Origin of the sequence: Castellaniella sp. (genome assembly GCF_041677825.1) — a bacterium.
Lineage (GTDB): Bacteria > Pseudomonadota > Gammaproteobacteria > Burkholderiales > Burkholderiaceae_B > Castellaniella.
The window spans coordinates 24165-46953 of record NZ_JBAYPG010000012.1; the positions used below are offsets into that span (position 1 = coordinate 24165).

General features: G+C 64.4%; 23 protein-coding genes. 14 read left to right on the plus strand and 9 right to left on the minus strand.

All coding sequences use genetic code 11. From position 1 onward, the window contains the following. Position 1 precedes the first annotated feature (1 nt). Complete coding sequence (htpX, locus tag WCY17_RS06710) at positions 2-880, minus strand: protease HtpX (protein ID WP_372701406.1); 879 nt, start codon at positions 878-880, stop codon at positions 2-4. Positions 881-1003: 123 nt separating this feature from the next. Here htpX and WCY17_RS06715 point away from each other — a divergent pair, with 123 nt between their 5' ends. After that, positions 1004-1912 (plus strand): DMT family transporter, encoded by a 909-nt coding sequence (locus WCY17_RS06715; RefSeq protein WP_372701407.1) that lies wholly within the window; start codon positions 1004-1006, stop codon positions 1910-1912. Beyond that, entirely contained in the window at positions 1909-2775 is an 867-nt protein-coding gene (locus WCY17_RS06720) for a sulfurtransferase (RefSeq protein WP_372701408.1), read from the plus strand. Before WCY17_RS06715 ends, WCY17_RS06720 begins: the two co-directional genes overlap by 4 nt. A 21-nt stretch (positions 2776-2796) precedes the next feature. Here WCY17_RS06720 and WCY17_RS06725 read toward each other — a convergent pair whose 3' ends face one another. After that, a complete protein-coding gene (locus tag WCY17_RS06725) occupies positions 2797-3927 on the minus strand; it encodes an aromatic ring-hydroxylating dioxygenase subunit alpha (RefSeq protein ID WP_372701409.1) in 1131 nt (376 codons plus the stop codon). Between the two features lie 215 nt (positions 3928-4142). Between WCY17_RS06725 and WCY17_RS06730 the strand changes: the two genes are divergently transcribed. The 8 genes from WCY17_RS06730 to WCY17_RS06765 all read left to right on the plus strand — a co-directional run bounded on the left by WCY17_RS06730 (position 4143) and on the right by WCY17_RS06765 (position 10736). After that, positions 4143-5060: a polyprenyl synthetase family protein gene (locus tag WCY17_RS06730; RefSeq protein ID WP_372701410.1), complete on the plus strand. Its 918-nt coding sequence runs from the start codon at positions 4143-4145 to the stop codon at positions 5058-5060. Positions 5061-5087: 27 nt separating this feature from the next. Next, positions 5088-6947: a 1-deoxy-D-xylulose-5-phosphate synthase gene (gene dxs / locus WCY17_RS06735; RefSeq protein ID WP_372701411.1), complete on the plus strand. Its 1860-nt coding sequence runs from the start codon at positions 5088-5090 to the stop codon at positions 6945-6947. After that, the gene (gene folE2 / locus WCY17_RS06740; RefSeq protein ID WP_372701412.1) at positions 6944-7747 is read left to right on the plus strand and encodes a GTP cyclohydrolase FolE2; all 804 of its coding nucleotides are present in this window, start codon (positions 6944-6946) and stop codon (positions 7745-7747) included. The genes dxs and folE2 overlap by 4 nt, the downstream gene beginning before the upstream one ends. A 91-nt stretch (positions 7748-7838) precedes the next feature. Then, complete coding sequence (gene rpsF / locus WCY17_RS06745; RefSeq protein WP_372701413.1) at positions 7839-8204, plus strand: 30S ribosomal protein S6; 366 nt, start codon at positions 7839-7841, stop codon at positions 8202-8204. Positions 8205-8208: 4 nt separating this feature from the next. Then, positions 8209-8517 (plus strand): primosomal replication protein N, encoded by a 309-nt coding sequence (gene priB / locus WCY17_RS06750; RefSeq protein WP_372701414.1) that lies wholly within the window; start codon positions 8209-8211, stop codon positions 8515-8517. Between the two features lie 46 nt (positions 8518-8563). After that, the gene (gene rpsR, locus WCY17_RS06755) at positions 8564-8836 is read left to right on the plus strand and encodes a 30S ribosomal protein S18 (RefSeq protein ID WP_372701415.1); all 273 of its coding nucleotides are present in this window, start codon (positions 8564-8566) and stop codon (positions 8834-8836) included. Positions 8837-8849: 13 nt separating this feature from the next. Then, a complete protein-coding gene (gene rplI / locus WCY17_RS06760) occupies positions 8850-9305 on the plus strand; it encodes a 50S ribosomal protein L9 (protein ID WP_372701416.1) in 456 nt (151 codons plus the stop codon). A gap of 57 nt (positions 9306-9362) precedes the next feature. Then, positions 9363-10736 (plus strand): replicative DNA helicase, encoded by a 1374-nt coding sequence (locus WCY17_RS06765; protein WP_372701417.1) that lies wholly within the window; start codon positions 9363-9365, stop codon positions 10734-10736. Between the two features lie 90 nt (positions 10737-10826). Here WCY17_RS06765 and pdxA read toward each other — a convergent pair whose 3' ends face one another. The 4 genes from pdxA to WCY17_RS06785 are packed head-to-tail and all read right to left on the minus strand — an operon-like array spanning position 10827 to position 14513. Further along, positions 10827-11786: a 4-hydroxythreonine-4-phosphate dehydrogenase PdxA gene (gene pdxA, locus WCY17_RS06770; RefSeq protein ID WP_372701418.1), complete on the minus strand. Its 960-nt coding sequence runs from the start codon at positions 11784-11786 to the stop codon at positions 10827-10829. A 46-nt stretch (positions 11787-11832) separates the two neighbouring features. Continuing rightward, positions 11833-13584, minus strand: a complete 1752-nt coding sequence (locus WCY17_RS06775; RefSeq protein ID WP_372701419.1) for a PhoH family protein — start codon at positions 13582-13584, stop codon at positions 11833-11835. Positions 13585-13596: 12 nt separating this feature from the next. After that, positions 13597-14061 (minus strand): peroxiredoxin, encoded by a 465-nt coding sequence (locus WCY17_RS06780; protein WP_372701454.1) that lies wholly within the window; start codon positions 14059-14061, stop codon positions 13597-13599. 2 nt (positions 14062-14063) lie between these two features. Next, entirely contained in the window at positions 14064-14513 is a 450-nt protein-coding gene (locus WCY17_RS06785; protein WP_372701420.1) for an Mth938-like domain-containing protein, read from the minus strand. A 180-nt stretch (positions 14514-14693) separates the two neighbouring features. Here WCY17_RS06785 and alaC point away from each other — a divergent pair, with 180 nt between their 5' ends. Genes alaC through thrC form a run of 3 tightly spaced genes read left to right on the plus strand, consistent with a single transcriptional unit; the run spans position 14694 to position 18579 of the window. Next, on the plus strand, positions 14694-15881 hold the full coding sequence (gene alaC / locus WCY17_RS06790) for an alanine transaminase (protein ID WP_372701421.1): 1188 nt from the start codon (positions 14694-14696) through the stop codon (positions 15879-15881). Then, positions 15878-17182 (plus strand): homoserine dehydrogenase, encoded by a 1305-nt coding sequence (locus WCY17_RS06795; RefSeq protein ID WP_372701422.1) that lies wholly within the window; start codon positions 15878-15880, stop codon positions 17180-17182. Before alaC ends, WCY17_RS06795 begins: the two co-directional genes overlap by 4 nt. Then, positions 17179-18579: a threonine synthase gene (gene thrC / locus WCY17_RS06800; RefSeq protein ID WP_372701423.1), complete on the plus strand. Its 1401-nt coding sequence runs from the start codon at positions 17179-17181 to the stop codon at positions 18577-18579. Before WCY17_RS06795 ends, thrC begins: the two co-directional genes overlap by 4 nt. Here thrC and hpnE read toward each other — a convergent pair. The 3 genes from hpnE to hpnC are packed head-to-tail and all read right to left on the minus strand — an operon-like array spanning position 18567 to position 21609. Further along, on the minus strand, positions 18567-19874 hold the full coding sequence (hpnE, locus tag WCY17_RS06805; protein ID WP_372701424.1) for a hydroxysqualene dehydroxylase HpnE: 1308 nt from the start codon (positions 19872-19874) through the stop codon (positions 18567-18569). The two genes, thrC and hpnE, sit on opposite strands and share 13 nt — an antisense overlap. Beyond that, positions 19871-20734: a presqualene diphosphate synthase HpnD gene (hpnD, locus tag WCY17_RS06810; protein WP_372701425.1), complete on the minus strand. Its 864-nt coding sequence runs from the start codon at positions 20732-20734 to the stop codon at positions 19871-19873. Before hpnD ends, hpnE begins: the two co-directional genes overlap by 4 nt. Beyond that, positions 20731-21609 (minus strand): squalene synthase HpnC, encoded by an 879-nt coding sequence (gene hpnC / locus WCY17_RS06815; protein WP_372701426.1) that lies wholly within the window; start codon positions 21607-21609, stop codon positions 20731-20733. The genes hpnD and hpnC overlap by 4 nt, the downstream gene beginning before the upstream one ends. Positions 21610-21660: 51 nt before the next feature. Here hpnC and alr point away from each other — a divergent pair, with 51 nt between their 5' ends. After that, positions 21661-22788: an alanine racemase gene (gene alr / locus WCY17_RS06820; RefSeq protein ID WP_372701427.1), complete on the plus strand. Its 1128-nt coding sequence runs from the start codon at positions 21661-21663 to the stop codon at positions 22786-22788. Position 22789: the final 1 nt, after the last annotated feature.

The following is a 22789-nucleotide window of genomic DNA, read 5'->3' on the forward strand; positions in this document are numbered from 1 at the left end:
TTCAGCGGCTGCGCAGCTGGCGCAGGGCCTCGATGCGCTTTTCTATAGGGGGGTGGGAGGCGAACAGGGCACCGATGGCAGCGCCGGTGATCCCCGATGCGGCAAAGGCCTTGGGCAGTTCGCCCGCTTCAAGCCCGCCCAGGCGCGCCAATGCCCTGATCATGGGCTCGCGTGAACCCAGCAGCGTGGCAGAACCGGCGTCTGCACGGAATTCGCGCTGGCGTGAAAACCAGGCCACGATGATCGAGGCGATGAGCCCGAAGAAGATCTCGCACACGATCACGCTCAGGTAATAGCCCATGCCCACGTCGCGCTCGTTGCGCAGCACGACCCGGTCGATGAAATATCCGACCAGTCTGGAGAGGAAGATCACGAAGGTGTTCACCACCCCCTGGATCAGGGTCAGGGTGACCATGTCACCGTTGGCAATGTGCGCGACCTCATGGCCGAGCACGGCGGCCACCTCTTCTTCGGTCATTGAATCGAGCAGCCCGGTGGATACGGCGACCAGCGAGTCATTGCGGAAGGCCCCGGTTGCAAATGCGTTGGGCGCGCCTTCGTAGATGGCGACTTCGGGGCGTCCGATACCCGCGCGATCGGCCAACTGATGGACGGTTTCCACCAGCCAGGCCTCGCGCCGGCTGCGCGGCGCCTGCGGGTCGATGACACGCGCGCGCGTGCTGGTCTTGGCCATCCATTTGCTGAGCAGCAGCGAGATGAACGAGCCTGCAAAACCGATGATCGCGGCAAACACCAGCAGGGCACCGGGATCGATGCCATTGGCCGTAAGGTACGGACCGATACCGAGCAGGGTCATGGTGATGTTGAGCACGACCAGAACGGCCAGATTGGTCGCCAGGAACAGAAGGATACGTTTCATGAAAGCGGGATGTGGTGGCGGGCGCTGGGCGCGGGTTGCCGGGGCATGCATGCAAGACGCCCGGATTGTACGAAAGTGTATAGTATTGGATTTCCAAACGGTAGCCCGATTGCGGCAAGAAGCATGCAGTCTTTATGGATGTTGCTGGCGTGCGCCATGTTTGCCACGATGGGGGCCCTGATCAAGGTGGCTGCCGATGGCACCGCCAGCCTGCCCGAGATCGTTCTGTTTCGGGGGCTGCCATCCGTGCTGCTGCTGTTTTTCTGGGCGCGCTCCACCCGCAGGCGGCTGCGTCCAGCCAGCTGGCGGTTCCATATCTGGCGCAACGTCAGCGGCATTCTGTCCATGTGGCTGGGCTTCTACGCGCTATCCCATCTGGCATTGCCCACGGCCATCAGCCTGAACTACACCGCGCCCTTGTTCATCGGTGGCTGGATGCTCTTCTTTGGCGGGGCACAGCGCGACCCCGTGCGCGTCATGGCGGTTCTGGCCGGGTTTCTGGGGGTGCTGGGCGTGTTGCGGCCCAGCATAGAGCATGATCAATGGGTGGCGGCCCTGCTGGGCCTGGGCGCCGGGGCCCTGTCGGCTGTGGCGATGATGCAGATCCGGCAATTGGGTCGTATCGGCGAGCCCGAATGGCGTACCGTGCTGATCTTCTCCATGGGTGCCAGCCTCAGTGGTCTGGCGGGCATTGCGATCGATGGCTGGCACACGCGTACGCCGCTGACCGTGCTGGCCCTGATTGGCCTGGGCATTGCCGGGCTGGTCGGCCAGTTGGCCATGACACGCGCGTTTGGTTTGGGCTCGACCCTATTGACGGCGGCTCTGCAGTACACGACCATCATCTTTGCCGCGCTCATCGGGGTCGTGTTCTGGGGTGATCGGCCGGCGCCGCTGGCCTGGGTCGGCATGGCGCTGATCGTGGCTTCTGGCTTGCTGTCGGTCTGGCGTACCCATGTCGAAGCACGCATCCTGCGCGGCAACAACGAAAACAAAGTGGCGGGCCCGGTCCCGCAGGAGGCAGATGCATGAGTACCTACTTGATTCAGGCCGAAAGCCTGCGCGAACGGCTGGCACGCCCTGGATGCCTGGTCTTTGACGTTCGTCACGATCTGACGAACCCGCGTGCAGGGCGCGAGGCCTACGAAGCGGGTCATATACCCGGCGCCCTGTTTCTCGACTCCGAGACCCAGCTGAGCGGCACCCGTACGGGGCAGAACGGGCGCCACCCCTTGCCCGACCGTGCCGATTTTGCTTCGTTCATGCGCACGCAGGGTCTGTCGGCCCGCGTGCAGGTCGTGGCCTACGATGCGGGTGCCGGGGCCATGGCCGCGCGCCTGTGGTGGATGCTGCGCTGGCTTGGGCACGAATCCGTAGCTATACTCGATGGCGGCCTGGCAGCGTGGCAGGCCGCTGGCGGATCGCTGGAGACCGGAACCCGCAGTCCATCGGTCAGCGAGGCGCAGGCGGTGCAGGGTCTGCGCCTTGCCGCACAGCCCGCCATGCCAGTCGTGGATGCCGGGGCCGTTCTGGCCAACATCGATCAGCCTCGTTTCACGGTGCTCGATGCGCGCGCCCCGGAACGCTTCATGGGGCAGGTCGAACCACTGGATGCCGTCGCCGGGCACATACCCGGCGCCCTGAACCGGCCTTTCGGCCAGAATCTCGATGAACATGGCCGGTTCAAGTCGCCCGAGCGGCTGCGCGCCGAATTCCAGGAACTCCTGGGCGAACGCCTGAAGCACGGTATCGTGCATCAATGTGGGTCGGGGGTCACGGCCTGCCACAATCTGTTTGCCATGGAACTCGCTGGCTTGCCCGGTTCATCACTGTATCCGGGCTCCTGGAGCGAATGGTGCAGCCGGCCGGATCATCCGGTCGCCACGGGGGCCTGAAGCCTGCGCCAGCCGTCGGCTTCAGGCCATCATTTCGCGGTACCAGGCATGGAAATGCACCATGCCGTCTTCCAGTGGCTGCTGGTAGGGCCCGCTCTCGCTGGTGCCTCGCTGCATCAGGGCCAGACGACCCGCGTCCATGCGTTCGGCGATTTCGTCATCCTCGATCGCGGTTTCCATGTAGGCGGCCTGCTGGGCCTCGATGAACCCGGGCTCGAAGGCAATGATGTCCTCGGGGTAATGGAATTCGATCACGTTGACCGTTTCCTGCGGCCCCTGCGGGTACAGCGTCGACAGCACCAGGCAGTAGGGGTAGACCTCTATCATGTGCGTCGGGAAGTACGTCACCCAGAATGCACCGAAGTCGGGTACCTGGCCTGACGTGTACTCGAGCAGCCGGCTGTGCCACTGCCGGTAGACGTCCGTGCCCGGCTGGCCCAGTGCCCGGTGGATGCCCACCTGCTGTACGCTGAAGAATGCGCCGAATTCCCATGCCAGCTCGTCGCAACTGACGAATTGCCCCAGACCCGGGTGGAATGGGCCCACGTGGTAGTCCTCCAGGTAGACCTCGATGAAGGTTTTCCAGTTGTAATGGCATGGGTGCACCTCGACGTGATGCAATGCGTAGTTCGAGAAATCGAATTCGGGGCGTGTGAACAGGGCGCCCAGATCTTCATGCGGGTCGCGGACGCCTTCGAACAGCAGGCCATGGCAATCGTGCAGCGGCCACGACTGCAATGCGGATCGGGGTTTTGGGTCGAACAGGGGCGTATTCAGTACGCGGCCCCGGGTGTCATAGCTCCAGTGGTGGAGCGGGCAAAGAATGCGGCCGCCCGTACTGGACAGGTTGCCTGATGCACATCCGGGATCGCGGCCATTCTGGCAACCCAGCATCAGGGCCTGGCGATGACGGCAGACATTCGACAGCAGGCGGATGGTGTCGCCATCGCGCAGCAGCATGCGGCCACCGCCTTCGTGTACCAGAGTACGCCAGTCGCCCGCCGTCGGGACCATCTGTTCGTGCCCCACGTAGCGGGCACTGTGGGCGAACACCTTCTGGCGTTCGATGTCCAGAATTTCAGGGTCGAAGTAATGGCCGACCGGCAGGGGGCCCTGAACGGCGGGGTTTGCGGGAGTCGGATGTGTGCTCATGGTTTGCCTGCAATCATGGGTCGGAAACACAAACCACCGGGTGGCGGCCGGCGAAAGGCCTTTCATGCCCTGGCGGGGTTCTCGTACAATCCAGTCTGGAATGCACAGATGATAGCCATGTTCAAAGTTTTTCGGTATGGGCCCTGTCGGCCCTCGTGGCCGGCCCAGCGGCACGCGCAATACCCGTATGGCCTGCGGCAGCGAGCTGGTCTGGCATGACGTCGGCCTTGCCAGAATTCGACGGCTGGCTGCGTGCCACGGTCGAGCGTACCACGGCCGTGCTCGATGAACTGCTGCCGCAACCCGCTGAGTCCGACCCGGTACAACTGCATGCCGCGATGCGCCATGCGGTCCTGGGGCCGGGCAAGCGGGTGCGTGCAGCGCTGGTCCTGGCGGCGGGCGAAGCCAGCCGCTCGGCAGGTGGGCCGCCCGATGTGCTCGATGTCGCACTGGACAACGCGGCCGCTGCGGTCGAACTCATCCACGCGTATTCGCTGGTGCACGACGATCTGCCTTGCATGGATGATGACGATCTGCGACGCGGCCAGCCTACGGTGCACCGCCGGTATGGCGAGGCCCTGGCCATGCTGGCCGGTGATGCCTTGCAGCCACTGGCTTTTGCCTGCCTCGCGCAGATGCCCATCGCCCCGGCGCTGGTCGTGCAGGCCGTGCAGTTGCTGGCCCGGGCAGCCGGCAGCCAGGGCATGGTGGGTGGTCAGGCCATTGATTGCGCGCATACCGGGCATGCCATGTCGGTGGCAGCGCTGCAGCAGATGCATCGCATGAAGACCGGGGCCTTGCTCGAAGCCAGCGTGCTGCTGGGGGGTGTGGTCGCCGGGGCCAGTTCAACGGCGCGCACCGGGCTCGAGGCGTATGCATTGGCCATGGGGCTGGCTTTTCAGGTCGTGGATGATATTCTGGATGTCACGGGCAATGCCGATACCCTGGGAAAGACGCCAGGCAAGGACGCCGCCCTTGGCAAACCGACCTATGTGTCCACGCTGGGGCTCGCCGAGTCTCGCAGCCTGCTGGCCAGCCTGCACGATCAGGCGCAGGCGGCCCTGTTGCCCCTGGGGCCCGCTGCGGGGCGCCTGCGCGAATTATCCGATTTCATCATAGGCCGCTCATCCTGATGGGCGTGGCCTCGAATCCATGATCTTATGACGACTTTACTTGAAGGGATCGAATCGCCGAACGACTTGCGTCGCCTTCGGCGCCAGGATCTCACGCTTCTGGCCGATGAATTGCGCACATTCGTGCTCGAATCGGTGGCCCGTACCGGGGGGCATCTGTCCTCCAACCTGGGTACCGTCGAACTGACCCTCGCCTTGCATTATGTATTCAACACACCGGATGATCGATTGATCTGGGACGTCGGTCACCAGTCGTATCCGCACAAGATTCTCACGGGTCGGCGCGAGGCCATGGCCGGGCTGCGCCAGTGGGGGGGGATCTCGGGCTTTCCCAGGCGTTGCGAATCGCCATGGGATGCCTTTGGCACGGCCCATTCATCGACCTCGATCTCGGCGGCCCTGGGCATGGCCGTGGCCGCCCGCAACGCAGGGCTGCAGCGGCAGCACATTGCCGTGATCGGTGACGGGGCCATGACGGCCGGGATGGCATTCGAGGCACTGAACAATGCCGGCGTGCTGTCCGATGTCAATCTGCTGGTCGTGCTCAATGACAACGACATGTCGATCTCGCCGCCCGTGGGGGCCCTGAACTATTATTTTGCGCGCCTGCTCTCGGGCCAGTTCTATGCCCGGGCACGCAACATGGGGCGTGCTGTATTGCAGCATGTGCCGCCCGCACTGGCTCTGGCGCGCAAACTCGAGGGGCACGCCAAGGGCATGCTGTCGCCGGCGACCCTGTTCGAGGAGCTGGGTTTTCATTACATGGGGCCCATCGACGGGCACGATCTGGATGCGCTCATTCCGACGCTCGAAAACGTGCGTCAGTTGGGTGGTCTGCAGTTTTTGCACGTCGTGACACGCAAGGGGCAGGGCTACAAACTGGCCGAAGCGGATCCCGTGCTCTACCACGGGCCAGGCCGCTTCGATCCGGCCGTGGGCATACAGAAATCCACCCGGCCATCCCGGCAGAGTTTTTCGCAGGTCTTTGGTCGCTGGCTCTGCGACATGGCCGACCACGACGAACGGCTGGTCGGCATCACGCCGGCCATGCGTGAAGGCAGTGGGCTGGTCGAGTTCGAGCGGCGTTTTCCGGCGCGCTACTTCGATGTCGGCATTGCCGAGCAGCACGCGGTGACTTTCGCCGCCGGCCTGGCGTGCGAGGGCAACAAACCGGTGCTGGCGATCTACTCCACATTCCTGCAGCGTGGCTATGATCAGCTCATCCACGACGTGGCGCTGCAGAACCTCGATGTCACCTTCGCACTCGATCGAGCGGGCATCGTGGGTGCAGACGGCGCCACGCATGCCGGCAGTTTCGACATTGCCTTTCTGCGTTGTGTGCCCAATATGGTGGTGGCCACGCCTTCGGACGAACACGAAGCGCGCCTGCTGCTGAGTACCTGCTATCGGTACGATGGCCCGGCTGCGGTGCGCTATCCCCGGGGCGCCGGCTGCGGCGCCGACCCGGGCACCAGCCTCGAGAGTGTGGCGATCGGCCAGGCCGTCCTGCGGCGTACCGGCGTCGCGGTCGCCTTGCTGGTGTTCGGTACCTTGCTGCCCGAGGCCGCCCTTGCCGCCGAGGCGCTGGATGCCACACTGGTCGACATGCGCTTCGTCAAGCCGCTCGACGAAGCCCTGCTGGCACGGCTTGCACAGGATCACACCCTCTTTGTGACGCTCGAAGAGGCCACCATCATGGGCGGCGCAGGCAGCGCCGTCTCCGTGTTCTTTCACCGTGAAGGCATCGGCTGCCCGATCCTGCAGCTGGGTCTGCCCGATGCGTTCATCGATCATGGCGAGCAGAAGGCCATTCTCGCTCGCCTGGGGCTGGATGCCGCAGGTATCGAAGCCGCCATACGCCAACGCTTGTCAAGGAAGCCGACATGAACACCGTGCTCGACCCGGTACTGACCACTCTGCCCGACGTACAGGGGGGGCTGGATACTCGCCAGATACCGATTCAGCGGGTTGGCGTCAGGGGCCTGCGACAGCCGCTGATGATCGACGCGGGTGGTGAACCGCAGGCCACCATTGCCGAGGTTGAAATGACGGTGGCACTGCCTGCGCCCGAGAAAGGCACGCACATGTCACGCTTCATCGAATTGCTCGAAGAGCACCGTTTGCAGCCTCTTTCCATCGAGGGGCTGGGGCGCCTGGCCGTGCGCATGCTGGATCGGCTTCAGGTCGAGGCAGGCGATATTCATCTGGCATTTCCATACTTCGTGGCCAAGCAGGCGCCGGTGTCGGGGGCCCGCAGCCTCATGGATTATCAGGTGTCCTGGCAGGTACAGGCACAGAAGGGCCAGGCACCGGTGTTCGTTGTCCAGGTGCAGGTTCCGGTGACCAGCCTGTGCCCGTGCTCGAAGGCGATTTCAGACTACGGGGCGCACAATCAGCGCTCGCTGATCACGCTCGACCTGGGTGTGACCCAGGCGCCTGATCTCGCGGGCCTGATCGCCCGCATCGAAGCCCAGGCCTCGTGCGAGCTCTGGGGCCTGCTCAAACGGGCCGATGAAAAATACGTCACCGAGCATGCGTATGAAAACCCCAAGTTCGTCGAGGACCTGGTGCGTGACGTGGCCCTCATGGTTCACAACCTGCCCGGCATCCGCCATTATCGGGTCCAGGCAGAGAATTTCGAATCCATCCATAATCATTCGGCGTATGCCATGGTCAGCAGTCACTGAAACGTGCTATCATGGTTGGTTACTTGCCCGGCCTGCGATCGTGCGGTCGGGCTGTCTGTTCATTTGCACAGATATCCACAAGGAGTCCATCATGCGTCACTACGAAGTAGTGTTCATCGTACATCCCGACCAGAGCGAGCAGGTGCCCGCCATGGTCGAGCGTTACCAGGCCATGGTCACCGGCCATGGCGGCCAGATTCACCGGGTTGAAGACTGGGGTCGCCGCCAGCTGGCCTATCCCATCCAGAAGCTCGTCAAGGCCCACTATGTGTGTTTCAACATCGAATGTGGCCCGGCCGCGCTCGAAGAGCTCGAGCACTCGTTCCGTTACAACGATGCCATCCTGCGTCATCTGTTCATCAAGACCCGGCATGCGCACACGGAGCCGTCACTGATGATGAAATCCGTCGAACGCGACGAAGCGCGCAAGGCATCCACCGAGACCCAGAGTTCCTGATCTGGTGGCGCCGCAGCCTGCCAACCGGCTTGAACTCATCGCCCGGGCCAGCCAGATCGAGCCCCTGCGCCATACGCCTGCAGGCCTGCCTATTGCGCGGGCATGGCTCGAGCATCAGGGCCAGGTCAACGAAGCGGGTGTGCCCCGGCAAGTCTGTTTTGGCGTGCAGGCCGTGGCGCTGGGCGCCCTGGCGCAACAGCTGGCAGAGACCACAGACGGCACGCTGCTGCAGGTCAGCGGGTTTCTGGCCCCATTGCGGCAAGGCTCCGATCGGCTGGTATTGCATATACAGCAGTTTGCAGAAGCACTTTGAATCCATCCGCCAGCCGCTGGCTGGCATATCGATATAGGCATTTATCATGGCATACTTCAAGAAGCCCAAGGACAAGCGCAGGTTCGGTCAGCAGAATCCCTTGTTCAAGCGGCGCAAGTTCTGTCGTTTCACCGTGGCCAAGGTCGAAGAAATCGACTACAAGGATCTCGACACCCTGCGCGACTTCATCCAGGAAAACGGCAAGATCATTCCGGCGCGCCTTACGGGCACCAAGGCCCGTTACCAGCGTCAGCTCGATACGGCCATCAAGCGGGCCCGCTTCCTGGCGCTGCTGCCTTACACCGACAACCACCACTGAAAGGGCGCCTCTCATGCAAGTCATTCTGCTTGAAAAAGTCTACAACCTGGGCAATCTGGGCGATGTGGTGCGTGTGCGCGATGGCTATGCCCGCAACTACCTGATTCCCCAGAAGATTGCACGGCGGGCAACGGACGCCGCCCTGAAAGAGTTCGAAGCACGGCGCGCCGAACTCGAACGGCAGCAGGCCGAAAAACTGGCAGCGGCCCAGTCGCTGGCCGACAGGATCCATGGCTATGCACTGGTCATCAGCCAGAAGGCCGGGGTTGATGGGCGGCTGTTCGGTTCGGTCACCAACATGGATGTCGCCAGGGCGCTGCAATCGGCCGGGTTCGATGATGTCCACAAAGGTCAGGTGCGCATGCCCGATGGTGCCATCAAGGCCGTGGGTGAGTTCCCGCTGCAAGTGGTTCTGCATGCCGATGTAGTGGCCGATGTGACCCTCACCGTGCAGGGCGAAATGGCCTGATTGCATGATGCCGGCCCAGCCGGCATCCGCAGGCATGAATCGGTACGAGAAATCGCTGTGGAAATCCAAACAGATGCCCAACTGGATTATCTGCGCGTCCCGCCTCATTCGGTCGAGGCCGAGCAGTCGGTCCTTGGGGGGCTGCTGCTCGACAACGCGGCATTCGACCGGATCGCCGATGTTCTCGCCGAAGATGATTTCTATCGCTATGATCATCGGCTGATCTGGCAACACATCACCCGTCTGGTGGCGCTTTCGCGCCCGGCCGATGTGGTCACCGTGCTCGAATCCCTGAGTACGGCGGGCAAGCTCGACGAATGTGGCGGCTTGCCGTATCTCAATGCGCTTGCCCACAATACGCCATCGGCCGCCAACATCCGGCGCTATGCCGAGATTGTGCGCGAGCGCTCCATGCTGCGCAAGCTGGTCAGCATTGCCGACGAAATCTCTGCCGCCGCATTCAACCCACAAGGCAAAGAGGCGCGTCAGATCCTCGATGAGGCAGAATCCCGGGTATTCCAGATCGCCCAGGAAGGTGCGCGCGGCATGGCCGGGTTTCAGGAAATCCGGCCGCTGCTTGCCCAGGTGGTGGAGCGCATCGACGAGCTCTACCACCGCGAGGGCGATTCCGATGTCACCGGGGTGCCCACGGGCTTTCATGATCTGGACCGGATGACCTCCGGGCTGCAACCCGGGGATCTCATCATCGTCGCCGGGCGTCCGTCGATGGGCAAGACCTCGCTGGCCATGAATATCGGCGAACATGTGGCGATCGAGCAGGGCCTGCCGGTGGCCGTGTTCTCGATGGAAATGGGGGCCGTGCAGCTTGCCATGCGCATGATCGGCTCGGTCGGCATGCTCGACCAGCACCGGATGCGCACCGGCAAGCTGGGGCAGGACGACTGGCCGCGCCTGACGCATGCCGTGCAGAAAGTCGAACAGGCCCAGATCTACATCGACGAAACACCGGCGCTGACCGCGATGGAAGTCCGTGCCCGGGCCCGTCGCCTGGCCAGGCAATGTGGCCGCCTGGGGCTCAACATCATCGATTATCTTCAGCTCATGTCGGCCAGCAGTTCGGGTGAGAACCGTGCGACCGAAATCTCGGAAATCAGCCGCTCCCTCAAGAGCCTGGCCAAGGAGCTCGATTGCCCCGTCATGGCACTCTCGCAGCTCAACCGCAGCCTCGAGCAGCGGCCCAACAAGCGCCCTGTCATGAGCGACCTGCGCGAATCCGGCGCCATAGAACAGGATGCCGATGTCATCCTGTTCATCTACCGTGACGAGGTCTACAACCCCGATTCACCCGACAAGGGCTCGGCGGAAATCATCATCGGCAAACAGCGCAATGGGCCGATCGGTACGGTGCGTCTCACGTTCCAGGCCGCCAGCACGCGCTTTCTCAATTTTTCTGCCTCACCTGGCTTCTGATCGCCTGCGGCAGGTTCCGTGGCCAGGCTGCCAGGCCGCAGTGAGGCCCTGCGCCCGACCTGTGGCAGACGACAGCAAGGGGCGGCTGGTTCAGGGCCTGGCCGACATCTGCAGCGCCATGCGGATGGCCGCCGCAAGGGAATCCGCCTGTGCCACGCCCTTGCCGGCGATGTCGAAGGCCGTACCATGGTCGACGCTGGTGCGCACGAAGGGCAGGCCCACCGTGACGTTCACGCCGGTATCCAGACCCAGGTACTTGACCGGGATCAGCCCCTGATCATGATACTGGGCCACCACGATGTCGAATTCGCCCTGACGGGCCCGCATGAAAACCGTGTCGCCCGGCCAGGGCCCGCTGACGTCCAGCCCTTCGGCGCGCGCCTGCGCGATGGCAGGCTCGATGATGCGGATTTCCTCGGTGCCGAACGCGCCGTTTTCGCCCGCGTGCGGATTCAGGCCCGCCACGGCAATACGTGGCGCGGCCACGCCACTTTGCAGGCAGGCCAGATGCGCCAGCCGCATGGCATCGAGCTCGGCCCCCTGGCTGATGGCCTCTGGCACCCGGGCCAGCGGGATGTGGATCGTCACCAGCAGGACGCGCAATTCGTCATTGGCCAGCATCATGGCGTAGCGGGAGGTCCCGCTACGCTGGGCGAGGATTTCGGTATGACCGGGGAACTTGAGCCCGGCCAGCTGCATGGCTTCCTTGTTCAGAGGGGCCGTGACCAGTGCCCTGAGCCGGCCCGCCTGGGCATCGTCGATGGCGTGACACAGGTACTCGTAGGCGCCCTGACCGGCACGGGCATCCACGCGGCCCCAGGGCAGATCAGGGGGCAGGCCATGCCAGCGGTCGAGCACGCCGATCGTACTGCGGGTCGAACCGGGCCCGGGGTGACCCAGGGCGATGATGGACAGCGTGTCGTCGAGGCCGGCCACCGCACAGGCGCGCTGCAAGGTCGCCGCGTCGCCGTAGACCACTGCGGGGTGAGGCAGGCCGCGCGCAAACAGTTGCACGATGAGCTCGGGCCCGATGCCACAGGCATCCCCCATGGTGATGCCCAGGGGCCGGGCCGGCGCCTGCGAGGGGGCGCCGTGTTCAGAGGGCTGCGCTGGCATAATCGGCCAGGCGCGACCGCTCGCCGCGCTGAAGGATGATGTGCCCCGCATGCGGCCAGCCCTTGAACCGGTCCACCACGTAGGTCAGGCCGGAACTGCCCTCGGTCAGGTAGGGGGTGTCGATCTGTGCGATGTTGCCCAGGCAGATGATCTTGGTGCCGGGCCCGGCGCGGGTGATCAGCGTCTTCATCTGCTTGGGCGTGAGATTCTGGGCTTCGTCCATGATCAGAAACTTGTTCAGGAAGGTGCGCCCGCGCATGAAGCTGAGCGACTTCACCTTGATGCGCGAACGGATCAGGTCGAGCGCGGGCTGGCTGCGGCCCCAGTCGCTCTGGCTGGCCGCAGCGCTGGTGCTGCGGCTTGCGCCCTGATGAAGAACCTCGAGATTGTCTTCGAGTGCGCCCATCCAGGGCAGCATTTTTTCTTCTTCGGTACCCGGCAGAAAACCGATGTCATCGCCCACGGGCACCGTGGCCCGCGTGATGATGATTTCTGTGTATCGCTGTGTGTCGAAAATTTGTGCCAGGCCTGCTGCCAGTGCCAGCAGGGTCTTGCCGGTACCCGCCTGGCCGAGCAGCGAGACGAAGTCGATATCCGGATTGAGCAGCAGATTGAGTGCGAAGTTCTGCTCGCGATTGCGTGCCGTGATGCCCCAGACGCTGTTCTTGCGGTGGCTGTGGTCGCGCAGCGTGGCGAGTACGGCACTGCGCCCCGTGACCTCGCGTACCTGTGCGTAAAGCGGCATGTCCCCCTCGAGCCAGACAAACTCGTTGACGATCAGTTCCTGGCACAGGGGGCCGTGTATGCGGTACCAGGTCCGGCCATCCTGTTGCCAGGATTCGACCTGCTTGCCGTGCCGGGCCCAGAAGTCGTCGGGCAGGGGCATGACGCCCCCATAAAGCAGGTCGGTGTCATCGAGCACATGATCGTGCAGGTAATCCTCTGCCGCCAGCCCAAGTGCACGGGCCTTCAGGCGCATGTTGATGTCCTTGGACACCAGCACGACATCGCGCTTCGGGCTGCTCTGGCGCAGATCGTGGACAATCGACAGGATCACGTGGTCGGCCTTGCCCATGGGCAGCTCGATGGGCAGTTGCGCCACGGCCGGGCGCATCTGGACATACAGCAGGCCGGTGGCCTCGGTGTGGCCGATCGCGTTCAGCCGGACACCCTGGGCAAGGTCGGCAGACTGGATGAGCTGGTCCAGGGATCGGCTGACCTGGCGCGCATTGCGTGCCACTTCGGACAGGCCCTTTTTCTGGTGATCCAGCTCTTCGAGCACGATCATGGGCAGAAAGATATCGTGCTCTGCGAAACGGAACAGCGAGTTGGGGTCATGCAGCAGGACGTTGGTATCGAGCACGAACAGCTTCCTGGCGTCTGCTGCCGACGAACGGCTGGCAGCGCGCGCTGCCGGATCCGTTGCCAGGGTCGAACGGCTGGCAGGGCGCGCTGCCGGATCCGTTGCCAGGGTCGAACGGCTGGCAGGGCGCGATGCCGGATCCGTTGCAGCCGACGAACGGCCGGCAACGGGTGGCGCCGGATCCGTTGCTGTCGGCGGACGGCTGGCAGCGCGTACGGTCGGCCTTGCGGCATGCGCTTCGGGTTTGCCTGTGGTGCGGGCCTGCGGTTTGCGTGCCGCGCTGGATTCAGGTGCTTTGGCAGCCGGCTTTGGCCCGGTCTGCGTCTGTACCCGATCGCCCAGGCGGGCAGGGGGTTTGGGCAAGGGCATGGGGCTGCTGCCTCAGGTGCCCAGGGCCTGCACGGCCTGCAGGACTTCGGCAGCATGGCCGGGGACCCGCACGGCACGCCATTCGCGCTGCAGGATGCCGGCGCCATCGATGAGAAAGGTGCTGCGTTCGATGCCGCGCACCTGCTTGCCGTACATGTTCTTGTTTTTCATGACACCGAACAGGGTACACAGGGTTTCCTCCGGGTCGCTGATCAGCGCGAAGGGCAGGGACTGCTTTTCTGCAAAACGCTCATGGGATTTCTGGGCGTCTCTGGAGACGCCGAAGATGGTGCAGCCCAGCGCTTCGAATTGCACGTGCAGGTCACGAAAATCCTGGGCTTCGGTGGTGCAGCCGGGCGTGTTGTCGCGGGGGTAGAAATACAGGACGAATGGTTTGCCGACCAATTGGGCCGAATCGAATGGCCCATGGGTGGACGGACCAGTGAGGTGGGGAATGGGCTGTCCCTCAGCGGGCATGCTCATGCAGCGTCTCCAAGAATCAACAGGGCCAGCACGCGGCGTTCCTCGGACATGAGGATGTTGTACGTGCGGGCCGCAGAGTGGGTCGTCATGGCCTCGACCCCGATGCCGGCCATCAGCAGGGGGCGGACCACGTCCGGGGGCAGGAAGGCCTGGCGCAGCCCGGTGCCGATGAGCACGACTTCGGGGGCGTCGGCCGGCAGGGTGGGTGGTGCAGGCTCGTCATCGAGGAAGGCCATGGGGTCTTGCTGCGCCGTGCCCAGACCCACCAGATCCTTCAACAGGGTGCCGTCGATTTCAGCGATGCCGTGCAGCGGCATGCGGCGGATCGGGCCTTCGGGTGCCAGGCACACCGAGGTCTCGAAACGCTCGCGATTGATTTCGAGATAGCCTTCGCCATAAGCAGTGATCGTGTTCAGCGACGGGTTCGATTCCTTTTGCAACAGCATTTGGGTCGCCCTGTGAAGTGTGGCCAATGCGTTCAATGATAGCGCAGCCCGGCAGGCACCGTGGGCGCTTCCGCTGGTCGCGCAGTACGCCGATTTGCGAGACGGGCCCGCTTGGGATAGATTATCGGATTTGCTGCACTGCAATTTCTGCTGCGGCACGGCCTTTTCCAGAACATGTCCATGAAGACTTTCTCCCGCATCGAGCGTCTGCCGCCCTATGTGTTCAACATTACCGCAGAGCTCAAGATGGCTGCCCGGCGGCGCGGCGAAGACATCATCGATATGTCCATGGGCAACCCCGACGGGCAGACGCCCAGCCATATCGTCGACAAACTCGTCGAAGTGGCGCGCCGCGACCACACGCATGGGTATTCGGTATCGCGCGGCATTCCCAGGCTGCGGCGCGCCATTTCGCAATGGTATCAACGGCGCTATGGGGTCGACGTGGATCCGGACACCGAAGCCATCGTGTCGATTGGCTCCAAAGAGGGGCTGGCACATCTCATGCTGGCCACGCTCGATCGGGGCGACACGGTCCTGGTGCCCAATCCCAGCTATCCCATCCATATCTACGGCGCGGTGATTGCGGGCGCCAACATCCGCTCCGTCCCCATGACACCCGGGCTGGATTTTTTCGAGGAAATCGAGCGGGCGGTACGCGAATCCATTCCCAAGCCGAAGATGATGGTGCTGGGCTTTCCCAGCAACCCGACGGCGCAGTGCGTCGAACTGCCATTTTTCGAGCGCATCGTGGCGCTGGCCAGGGCGCATGACATTCTGGTCGTGCATGATCTGGCCTACGCCGACATCACGTTCGATGGTTACGTCGCGCCCTCCATCATGCAGGTGCCGGGGGCCAAGGACGTGGCCGTCGAATTTTTCACCATGAGCAAGAGCTACAACATGGCGGGCTGGCGCATCGGCTTCATGGTGGGCAACCCGGAACTGGTCGGCGCCCTGGCGCGCATCAAGAGCTACCACGACTATGGCACCTTCACGCCGATTCAGGTGGCGGCGATCACGGCGCTCGAGGGCCCACAGGACTGCGTGGCCCAAGTGGTCGAACAGTACCGCAGCCGGCGTGACGTCCTGGCGCGCGGCCTGATCGACGCGGGCTGGCCGGTCAGCATACCCAGGGCCTCGATGTACATCTGGGCGCATATCCCGGAGCCTTATCGCGCGGAAGGGTCGCTCGAATTCTCCAAGCGGTTGCTGGCCGATGCCAAAGTGGCCGTATCGCCGGGTATTGGTTTTGGCGAATATGGCGACGAATACGTGCGCTTTGCCCTGATCGAGAACGAGCAGCGTACGCGTCAGGCCGTGCGTGGCATCAAGGACATGTTTCGCAAGGATGGGTTGATTCGATGAAACCGTTGCGCGTTGGGCTGCTTGGCCTGGGGGTTGTCGGAGGCGGCGTATGGATGGTGCTGTCACAGAACGCCGAGGAGATCTCCAGGCGGGCCGGGCGGCGCATCGCGGTCACCGCCGTGGCTGTGCGCGATGTGGCCAAGGCGCGCACTCTCCTGGGGGCCGATGTGCACGTCACCACGGATGGCATGGCACTGGCCCGGGACCCGGACATCGACATCCTGGTGGAACTCATGGGGGGCGATACCGTCGCGCGCGACTGTCTGCTCGAAGCCATTGCCCATGGCAAGCATGTGGTCACGGCGAACAAGGCACTGCTCGCCATGCACGGCAATGAAATCTTTGCCGCGGCCCAGGCGCGTGGCGTGATGGTGGCCTTCGAGGCCGCCGTGGCCGGCGGCATTCCGATCATCAAGGCCATCCGCGAGGGGCTCACGGCCAACCGTATCCAATGGCTGGCCGGCATCATCAACGGCACGACGAATTTCATTCTGTCCGCAATGCGCCAGCGGGGCCTGCCCTTCCAGGACGTGCTGGCCGAGGCCCAGCGCCTGGGCTACGCAGAGGCCGATCCCACGTTCGACATCGAGGGCATCGATGCCGCGCACAAGATCACTCTGCTGGCCTCACTGGCTTTCGGCATTCCGGTCCAGTTCGACAAGGTGCATATTGAAGGCATTGCCTCTCTGGCATCAGAGGACATCCTGCATGCCGAGCGCCTGGGCTATCGCATCAAGCTGCTGGGCATGACCCGGCGCCGTGCCGAAGGGGTCGAACTGCGGGTACACCCCGCCCTGGTGCCGGATACCTGCCTGCTGGCCCAGGTGGAGGGCGCCATGAACGCGGTGCTGGTGCGCGGTGACATGGTCGGCACCACCATGTACTACGGCCAGGGGGCCGGCGCCTTGCCGACCGCATCGGCCGTCGTGGCCGATCTGGTCGATGTGGCGCGTCTGCACCTGGCCGATCCCGAGCATCGTGTGCCTCATCTGGCCTTCCAGCCCGAGTCCGTGGTGGACATCCCCGTGCTACCCATGGCCGAGGTCCGCACCAGCTATTATCTGCGCCTGCGGGTCGATGACAGGCCCGGGGTGCTGGCTGATCTGGCCCGCGTCCTGGCCAGCATGGGCATCTCGGTGGGCTCCATGTTCCAGCAGCCTCATGGCGAACATCAGGCCGACATCATTTTCCTGACACACGAAGCTCGCGAAGGGGACGTCGATCACGCCCTGGAAACCATAGGCGGCTTGCCTTTCGTGCATTCCGGGGTCATTCGGCTGCGGGTGGAGAACATCAATTGAACTATCTGTCCACGCGGGGCGGGATGCCGCCGGCACCATTCTGCGACATTCTGCTCGAGGGGCTCGCACCAGACGGCGGCCTGACGCTGCCAGAGCAACTGCCACGCCTGGACACGGCCACCCTGGATTCATGGCGCGCGTTGCCCTATGCCGACCTGGCGGCCCGGGTGCTGGGCCTGTTCATCGACGACATCCCGGCTGCGGATCTGCTGGCCATGACTCGTGCGGCCTATGCGCCATCCGTGTTCCCGCAGCTCGCGCCCATCAAGCCGCTCGACGACGGCTTGCTGCTTCTGGGGCTGTCCGAGGGGCCCACGCTGGCGTTCAAGGACATGGCCATGCAGTTCCTGGGGCAGGTCTTCGAGTACGAACTGGCGCGCCGAGGCCAGACGCTGAACATACTGGGCGCCACATCGGGCGATACGGGCTCGGCGGCCGAGTACGCCTTGCGCGGCAAGGCCGGGATCGCGGTCTTCATGCTCTCCCCGCATGGTCGCATGAGCGCCTTTCAGCGGGCCCAGATGTATTCGCTACAGGATGACAACATCCACAATCTGGCCCTGCGCGGCGTATTCGACGAGTGCCAGGATGTGGTCAAGTCCCTGGCCGGCGACCTGGATTTCAAGCAGCGCTACCGGCTGGGTGCCGTGAACTCGATCAACTGGGCACGTATCGCGGCGCAGGTCGTCTACTATATCTGGGGTTACCTGCGCGTGGCGGCCAGGCCCGGCGATCCGGTCTCGTTTGCGGTGCCTTCGGGCAATTTCGGCAACATTCTGGCGGGGCATGTCGCGCGGCAGATGGGGGTGCCGATCCACAGGCTGGTGCTTGCCACCAACGAGAACAACGTGCTGGAAGAGTTCTTTCGCACGGGGCTGTACCGCCCCCGGCCCGCCAGCCAGACCCAGGCCACTTCGAGCCCCTCGATGGACATCTCGCGGGCCTCGAATTTCGAGCGCTTCGTGTTCGATCTGGTGGGCCGGGATCCGCAGCGAGTCAGCGAGCTGATGGGCCAGCTGGGTACGCATGGGCAATTCGATCTTTCCGCTTTGCAGCCCGGCTTCGAAGGGCAATATGGCTTCGTCGCCGGTACCAGCACGCACGCCGATCGCCTGATGACCATCCGCGCGACATTCGAGCGGTCCGGGGTGCTGGTGGATCCACACACGGCCGATGGGCTGAAAGTCGCCAGCCAGTATCTCGAACCGGATATCCCCATGCTGGTGCTCGAGACCGCATTGCCCGTCAAGTTTGCCCAGACCATCGTCGAAGCAACGGGCCAGTGGCCTGCAATACCGGCAGGGCTGGAAGATCTCGAACAGCGGCCCCAGCGCGTCCAGGTGCTCGATTGCGATGTGGGTCAGGTGGCCGATTACATCCGGCGTCACGCTGTCTGACCGGCAAGTGCCCGCTCGGCGGCCTGCAGCCCGCTGCAGACCGCGCCTTCCAGGGTGGCCGGGTAGCCGGTGTCGGTCCAGTCGCCGGCCAGAAACAGCCCGTGCCAGCGCGTGCCCGGCCCCGGACGGCGCAGGCCGGGCAGGGCATCGAAGGTCGCGCGTTTCTCGTTGACCAGCAGATGGGCCCGGACGGCAGGCAGCGGCCGTACGGATTGCGCATCGATCTGGCGTACGATCTGCTCTGCGGCCGCGTGCCGGCCCAGATGCTCGATGCCGTGCGCGCGCGCAATCACCACATGCAGCAGGCACCGTTGGGCGGGGCTGCGGGCGGTATGACACCGACTGAACAGCCAGTGTCCATTGATCGAGAGCCGATCGTCAGGGCGCAGCATCATCATCGGATAGGGCAGGGGCCAGGGTTCTTCGAGCTGCAGCGTGAGGGTTGCAATGGCGCCCTGCTGCGCGTGCGGCCAGCCGGCGAGTTCCGCCGAAGCCTGATCCAGCGGGCTCAGCAACCGCTGCGCCTCGGATGCGGGTGTGGCCACGATGACCTGCCTGAAGGGCTGGCCATCGACACGCCAGCCCGAGCCGTCGTGTTCCAGGCTGTGGATGCGTCCATGCACCAGCCGCCCACCCAGCTGCGTACACACCACAGCAGGCCACAGCTCGTGCAATCGTGTGCGCGGAATCAGGAGCTGGCTGGCCTGCGCATCCGCCGCGCCCAGGCTCTCGTTCAGCAGGCGGGCCAGCAGGCTTGCGCAGGCCTGCTCGAGTGGCGTATTGAGCGCGGCCAGTGCCAGCGGTCGCCACAGGGATTCGAGCAGCCGCGGCGGGCAGCCGAGGGACGTGAGCCAATCTGCCGCGGTCGATGCCATGGCGGGCCCCGGTGTGCGGGCAGCCTGCAAGACCCGTTGCAGGTGCCGCCAGCTTGCCGGGCCGCCCAGCCCACGGCTCAGCAACAGGCTGCCCACGAGATTCCACGGCCTGCGCCATGATGGGAGGCTGAAACTGAAGCGGCCATCGAGGGTGGCCAGTTTCAGGGGGCGGACATCGAGCACGTCTGCGGGCCGGATGCCCAGGCCCGCCATCAGCGCAAGAGTTCGACGACAGGCGCCCAGCAGGACATGCTGGCCATTGTCCATGGCCAGGCCGCCCAATGCAGCCGGGTGGATCGTGCGGGCCCGCCCACCGGGCTGTACGGCCGCCTCGAATACATGGGGAACCTCGCCCGCCTGCATCAGGCGCGCCGCTGCAGCCAGGCCGGCCCAACCGGCCCCGATGACTGCAGTGCTCATGCCGTACGGCTGTGGATCAGCCGTCGGCCGCCCCCCACCCAGACCCGCCAGGCCAGCCAGAATTTGCGAATCGGCGTCAGGGCGATCCGTTTTTCCAGAACCCGCCAGTGGTCCCGTTCGATTTCGTCGAGCAGGGTGGCGTAGATCGATGCCATCATCAGCCCGGGGCGCTGGGCCCTGCGGTCTGCCTCGGGCAGGGCGAGCAGCGCCATACGATAGAGTTCGCGGGCCCGTTGGGTCTGCAAGCGCATCAGCGGTTCGAAGCCCTCGGCGTAGCGCCCGTCGAGGATGTCGTCGACCTGAACGCCATGCTCGGCCATTTCATCGCCGGGCAGGTAGATCCGCCCGCGACGGGCGTCATCACCGACGTCGCGGATGATATTGGTGAGCTGGAACGCCAGGCCCAGGGTTTCGGCGTACTGCAGCGTGCGTTCATCCGTGAAGCCGAAAATGCGGGCCGACAGTTCACCGACCACCCCCGCCGCATGCCAGCAGTATTTTTGCAGTGCGGCCCAGTTCGCGTAGCGAAACTGGTCCAGATCCATTTCCATGCCTTCGATGATGGCATGGAACAGGGGGGCCTTCAGGCCATATGCCTGCAGATGGGGCTGCAGGGCCACGGCAACCGGATGATCGGGTGTGCCATGGAACATCTGTTCGACCTGTCCGCGCCACCAGGTCAGTTTCATGCGGGCCACCGAGGCCTCGCTGACCTCATCGACGATGTCGTCGACTTCACGGCAAAAGGCGTACAGCGCAGTGATGGCCTTGCGCCGCTGCGGAGGCACGAACAGAAAGGCATAGTAGAAGCTGGAGCCGCTGCGGGCCGCCTTGTGCTGGCAGTATTCGTCTGGCGTCATGAAAGAGCTGGAACCGGTTGGGGCCTTGGCTGGCAGAATGCGCGCCAGCATAGCAGGATCATATCGCGGCGGGTCAGAATGGGTCGGCTGGCAAAAGGGTTGTAGCCGCCTGCGGCAAGCCTGTCGAGTATGCGCAGGCCCCCATGGACGACCAGCCGCAGTTCGAGCCCGATCCGGCCTGGCAGGCGCCAGGCCAGCGGGCTGCCGGCCAGCAAGGCCAGGCGCGCCTGCCCGCATTGCTCGTGCAGTACGGCCTGCCAATGTGCCGGTACTCGTGCCGGTGGGGCCTGGCACAGGGCGGCCAGCTCGTCCAGCGTCGCACCGTGGCGCCGCAGGCAGTCTTCAGGGATATAACAGCGGCCCTTGGCGTGATCCAGCGCGACATCCTGGCAGAAATTTGCCCGCTGCAGGCCGCTGCAGATCGCATCGGATTGCTGCACGTCAAGGGGGTCGAGTGCGCCGTACAGGTGCAGCATCAGCCGTCCCACCGGGTTGGCCGAGCGCCTGCAGTAATCCACGAGGGCCGCGTCATCCGGGTAACTGGCCTGTCGCACGTCCTGGCGAAAGGCCGAGAGCAGGTCGAACAGTGGTTGTATGGGCAACTGGTGTGCGTGTATGGTTTCGTTCAATTGGGCAAACAGCGTATGCTCGTCGGGTGACAAAGACGCCGGCAGGGGCTGTCGGGTGCACAAGGCGTGCAAGGCCGCGCGCCAGCGATCGAGTGCCTGCATGCGTTCGGCCGGCGCGGCATCGCCCTCGTCGGCCAGATCGTCGGCACCGCGCGCGAAGGCATACAGGCGGCGTACCGCCGGGCGCAGATGTGCCGGCAGCAGAATCGAGGCAACCGGGAAGTTCTCGTAATGATCGATACCCATGGTGAGGCAGTATACTGAGCCCGGTTCTGATTCGGCTTTTTGGGAGACTGGATGCCACGCCCCGTACTGGCCACCATCGATGCTCGTGCCATGGCGGCCAATCTCGACACGGTCAGCCGCCTTGCCCGTGCCACGCTGCCGGGCGTGTCCGTGTGGGCGGTGATCAAGGCCCGTGGCTACGGGCATGGCATTCAGGCGGCGATCGAGGGTTTTGCCCAGGCCGATGGCCTTGCCCTGCTCGATTTCGACGAGGCCGTGCAATGCCGTGAACTGGGCTGGCGCAAGCCGATCCTGCTGCTCGAAGGGTTCTTCGAGCCCGCCGATCTGGCGCTGGTGCAGGCGCATGATCTCGGCATCGTGATCCATGATTCAGGCCAGCTGGACATTCTCGAATCCATGCACCTGGAACGACCGGTCGATGCCTGGGTCAAACTCAATACCGGCATGCATCGCCTGGGCTTCCAACCAGAAGAGTACCGCCACCAGTATGCCCGTGCCCTGGCCCTGCAGGCCCGTGGCCAGCTTGGCCAGGTGGGCCGCATGACCCATTTTGCGCGGGCCGATGACGACCCGGCCACGACCCGGGCACAGCTCGCTTGCTTCCGTACCGTAACGGCCGGGCTGCCGGGGCCCGTCAGCGTCTGCAATTCGGCCGCAACGCTCACTGCGGGCCTGTCGCGTACCCTCGGCGAGGGGCCACAGGTCGTGCGTCCAGGGGTCTGCCTGTATGGCGCCAGCCCGTTTTCCAGCAAAAGCGCGGCCAGTCTGGGTCTGCAGCCGGCCATGACCCTGTCCTCCGTACTCATATCCGCTCACAGCCTGCAGGCCGGTGAGGGCATCGGCTACGGGCACGTCTACAGGGCGCCCCATGGCATGCGCGTGGGCATCGTGGCCTGTGGCTATGCCGATGGCTATCCCAGGCATGCGCCCACCGGCACGCCGGTGCAGGTGGCCGGCGTACGTACCCGTGTGGTGGGCCGGATCTCCATGGATATGCTGGCGGTGGACCTCGACCCCATCCCGCAGGCCGGGCCCGGGGCCCCGGTCGTTCTGTGGGGTGCCGGCGGCCCGTCGGTCGACGAGGTGGCCGCGGCCAGTGCCACCATAGGTTACGAACTGCTGGTGGCATTGGCCCCCCGGGTGCCCCGTCGGGTCGTCTCTGTTGCTGGCACAGGCTGAG